General features: G+C 45.9%; 5 protein-coding genes. All 5 read left to right on the forward strand.

From position 1 onward, the window contains the following. The first annotated feature begins 145 nt into the window (after nucleotides 1-145). The gene (locus tag QT974_RS31535) at nucleotides 146-934 is read left to right on the forward strand and encodes a HipA family kinase (RefSeq protein ID WP_333472312.1); all 789 of its coding nucleotides are present in this window, start codon (nucleotides 146-148) and stop codon (nucleotides 932-934) included. Continuing rightward, complete coding sequence (locus QT974_RS31540; protein ID WP_333472313.1) at nucleotides 912-1,316, forward strand: DUF3037 domain-containing protein; 405 nt, start codon at nucleotides 912-914, stop codon at nucleotides 1,314-1,316. Before QT974_RS31535 ends, QT974_RS31540 begins: the two co-directional genes overlap by 23 nt. 168 nt (nucleotides 1,317-1,484) lie before the next feature. Continuing rightward, nucleotides 1,485-1,898 (forward strand): MAPEG family protein, encoded by a 414-nt coding sequence (locus QT974_RS31545; RefSeq protein WP_333472314.1) that lies wholly within the window; start codon nucleotides 1,485-1,487, stop codon nucleotides 1,896-1,898. A 292-nt stretch (nucleotides 1,899-2,190) separates the two neighbouring features. After that, nucleotides 2,191-3,063: a class D beta-lactamase gene (blaOXA, locus tag QT974_RS31550; RefSeq protein WP_333472315.1), complete on the forward strand. Its 873-nt coding sequence runs from the start codon at nucleotides 2,191-2,193 to the stop codon at nucleotides 3,061-3,063. Nucleotides 3,064-3,335: 272 nt separating this feature from the next. After that, nucleotides 3,336-4,286 (forward strand): ABC transporter ATP-binding protein, encoded by a 951-nt coding sequence (locus QT974_RS31555; RefSeq protein ID WP_333472316.1) that lies wholly within the window; start codon nucleotides 3,336-3,338, stop codon nucleotides 4,284-4,286. Nucleotides 4,287-4,462: the final 176 nt, after the last annotated feature.

Below are 4,462 nucleotides of genomic sequence, written 5' to 3' on the forward strand. Positions count from 1 at the left end.
TGAGTGAGAATCAGAGATTTACTGCCGAAATGCGAGAGCCCCTACGAGTATATTTCCAAAAATGAGATGCACCCGAATCAGTCATAGCCAATTATTCAATCCAAAATCCAAAATCCAAAATCCAAAATCCAAAATCCAAAATAGCATGAGTCTCAGCTTGCGAACAGTCACTGCTACCAGATATGTTACTCCCTTGCGCGAGGGCGGCTCGCTACCGGCGATCGTCGAAGCAGACGATGATGGTATGTACGTGCTCAAATTTCGCGGTGCGGGCCAGGGAGTAAAATCTTTGATCGCAGAGCTCGTAGCGGGGGAAATTGCGCGCGCTTGCGGGCTACCAATCCCCGAACTCGTGTTTGTGGAACTCGATCCGGAACTCGCACGCACGGAGCCAGATCCTGAAATTCAAGATTTAATTCGCGCGAGTTCCGGCCTCAACCTCGCCCTCGACTATCTCCCCGGTTCCATCACTTTTGACCCGGTAGCGGGCAAATCCGATGCGGATCTGGCCTCGGAAATCGTTTGGTTTGACGCTTTTGTCACCAATATCGATCGCACGCCGCGCAATGCAAATATGCTGGTATGGCACCGGCAACTTTGGCTGATCGATCACGGGGCGGCCCTCTACTTCCAACATACTTGGAAAGATTATCTCTCCCGCAGCCGCGATCGTTTCCCCGCCATCAAAGACCACGTTTTGCTGCGCTTTGCGAACAGGTTGGAAGCGGCAGATTTAAAAATGACTCAGCTCCTAACGCCAGCAATTATTCGCAGCATTGTTGAACTAATTCCTGATAGTTGGCTGGTTGAAAATTCCCCTTTTAGCAATAGCAACCAGCATCGAGATGCTTATATTGAGTATTTGCTAAACCGACTAGAATCAACGCATATTTTTTTGGAGGAAGCGATTAGTGCCCGATCGATGTTTGTATGATTATGCGATTATCCGCGTGGTTCCTAAAGTCGAGCGCGAAGAGTTTGTCAACGTCGGTGTTATTGTTTCTTGCGGTGCAAAAAAATTCCTCGAAGCCCGCATCGAAATTGACGAAAGGCGCTTGAGGGCGATCGACTCAACCTTGGATCTGGAACTGATTCGCAACCACCTAGCCGTCATTCCTGTGATTTGTGCGGGCACTAAGGAGTCTGGCGCGATCGGTCAACTTCCCCACCGAGAGCGCTTTCACTGGCTTGTCGCGCCCCGCAGCACGATCGTTCAAACATCAAGGGTACACACTGGTTTTTGCGAAAATCTCCCAAGTGCGATCGAACATTTGCTCGATCGAATGGTGCGCCCCTCAGTCGATTGTAAATTGTAGATTTTAGATTTATATCGTGTCCGATCCATTAACCACAATCAGATTGGTTTTTAGTGCGGACTTGGGTTCGCTCTGATGCGGAGGACACTCCCGACGCACGTGCGTTCCGTTTTTTATTACTCTAATTGACAGCACATAATATTAGCAGCAGTTTCGCAAGCTAGAAAAATGATGCAAATTCAACCGACAAATATGACCGTCCCTCTCTGGGGTTTAGTAATTTTCATCCTGTGGACGATCGCAATTGTCATCAGCCTCATAGCAGTCAGGATTAGACATCTATCTGCGGGCGGATCTCCCAAAGATTTCGGTACACAAAACGATGAAAGCTTGCTGTGGCGGCTATTTCGAGTACAATCCAACTTGATAGAAAACCTGCCTTTGTATTTGGGAGTTGTTTTCCTGCTCACAGTTAGGGGCGTCTCTGGAATAGCCGTAGATTCGCTGATTGTTGCGTACATCGTATTTCGGCTGGTGCATTCAGTAGTTCACATTGCTGGCCTCGATCCACAGTTTCGGATTTTGAGCTTAGGGATTCAGTTAAGCTGCTTAGTAGCCTTAATTGTTATGGCAGTTTTGTAGTTGATGACTTACACAACTAACACATATATTGTAGGGTGCGTCAAGCCCACAATCTAATTATTTCGCACGCAGCCTAAGTCTGACGCACCTTACTTACAAGTCTATAGATTGTCTAAAATTACTGTCTGTGATTTCGCTAACCAATCTAAATTATCTGGTGCATCTCTATGAGTGCAAGGGCGAAGCATTTCGACAGACAATTTGTTAGTGACAACCAAAGATTTACTGCCGAAATGCTTCGCCCCTACGAATATATTTGCAAAAATTAAATGCACCAAAATTATCGAAGTTTATGAACAGAATATCTCGTGCGATCGCTCTGATTGTAATTGTATTCGCCTGCATTACTGCTGTTTTAGTTCAGCCATCGCGATCGGCCTTAACCGCGCCAACTCCTGTGCTGGAATCTCTGCGCGGCCCAGGAGATATCGCTCAAACAGTGAATTTTGGACGGCACTTTCAAGAATTAGGGGTTGAAGGGGCGATCGCCATTTACGACTTAAAGGGCGATCGGCTTTACGAACACAACCCGCAGCGCAACAGGACAGCATTTTTACCCGCATCGACATTTAAAATTCTCAACTCTCTAATTTCCTTAGAAACTGGCGTAATTTCCAATGAACTTGCGGTGCTAACTTGGGATGGAATTGAAAGGCAAATTCCCGCCTGGAATCGAGACTTGAATATGAAAGAAGCCATCAAACTTTCCGCCGTTTGGTTTTACCAAGTTCTCGCGCGCCGCGTCGGTTACGAGCAAATGCAAAAATGGGTTGCTAAAGTCGGTTATGGCAACCAAAAAATTGGTAACAAACAGGATATTGACAAATTCTGGTTGAGCGGAGAACTGCGAATCGCACCCAACGAGCAAATTCAATTTCTGCGCCGTCTCTACAAAAACGAGTTACCCTTCTCGGAGCGATCGCTCTCTGTGGTTAAAGATATCATGATTGTCGAACAAACTCCCGATTATACAATGAGGGCAAAGACAGGTTTAGTAGGCTTTGGAGAACAAACAGCACCTCAAATTGGCTGGTATGTCGGTTATTTAGAGCAGAATAAAAATGTTTACTTTTTTGCCACAAACATTGACATCCGCAGCAAAAATGACCCAGCCGCCAGAATCGAGTTAACGCGCCGTTGCTTGAAGGATCTGGCGCTGCTATAAGTGAGTTTTCATTTTTTTTATGAGTTATCCTACCAATTCCAAAAATATGAATACATATACATTGTAGGCAAGTATCTGTAGGGAAACGCCATAGCAGTTTCCGGCCCTACCAGGAGCAACTTTTAATAATTGTTATAAGATTGATGTTAAAACTTAACTGTTAATTTTCCGCAATCCCCCTGACAACTGCTGTATCAAAAGGCTAAGCTAGCTACAAGCTTAAACTTCCGAGCTACAGACAAACCGCAGCCAATTTCACTCGCCTTTTAACTATGGCAAAAGAATTAGCAATAGACACTCGCGGACTTACCAAACAATTCGATCGCCATATTGCCGTTAATGACATCGACTTGCAAGTCGGCGCCGGGGAAATCTGCGGCCTCATCGGCCCCAACGGTGCGGGAAAAACTACGTTGCTGCGAATGTTGGCCGCCGCCGAAGAACCGACTACAGGGGAGATTTACATCAACGGTAGTCCTTTGTTGCGCGATCGATCTAACCCCACTCTCAAACAGCACATCGGCTTTCTTCCCGACGACTTTCCCCTTTACGACGATTTGACTGTTTGGGATTATTTAGATTACTTTGCCCGATTGTACAACTTGCGGCAACCTCGCCGCCGAGAGCGCATCTATGCAGTTTTAGAACTCGTACAATTAACCAACAAGCGCAACAGCTTAATTTCAACTCTGTCGCGGGGAATGAAGCAGCGCCTGAGTTTGGGGCGCACGATTATTCACGAACCGCTGCTGCTGCTGTTAGACGAACCAGTTTCGGGTTTAGATCCGATCGCGCGATCGCAATTTCGCGAAATCATCAAATCCTTGCAACAAGCCGGCATGACCGTAGTCATATCATCCCACGTTCTCAGCGATTTAGCGGAACTTTGCACCTGGGTAGGGATTATGGAATTGGGTTATCTTGTGGAAAGTGCCCCTTTGCAAGAACTTTACAAACGCCTCGGGAAACAGCAAATTTTCCTGTCAACTTTGGGCAATTTAGAAGCACTGACATCCGAACTCAAAAACTTTCCTTGGGTTGAAAGTTGGGAAATAGTGCCGGAAACTAATCAGGTATGCGTTCATTTTTCAGGAAGCCGGGAAGATGCAGCAAATTTATTGCGATCGCTCGTCAATGCTAATATTCCTCTCACCGAATTTCACTGCACTCAAGAAGACTTAGAAACTATCTTTCTGAAAATGGGACACAAACAAGCATCTTAAATAGCTTTGGAGGTACGGGCGGTCAAAAACGGGGTTTTTATCAAAATCTTTCATCAAAGCTGCGAGACTCACCAAAAACCCGGTTATGAAGGTCTAAATGAGTTCAAGGGGTGTATCTGGGTTTTGAAGCCGGAAGAAGCATGACCGCATATAAGTTATTAGTTATAATCCCATAT

The organism is Microcoleus sp. BM001215392, assembly GCF_036700185.1.
In the GTDB taxonomy this organism is placed as follows: domain Bacteria; phylum Cyanobacteriota; class Cyanobacteriia; order Cyanobacteriales; family Microcoleaceae; genus Microcoleus.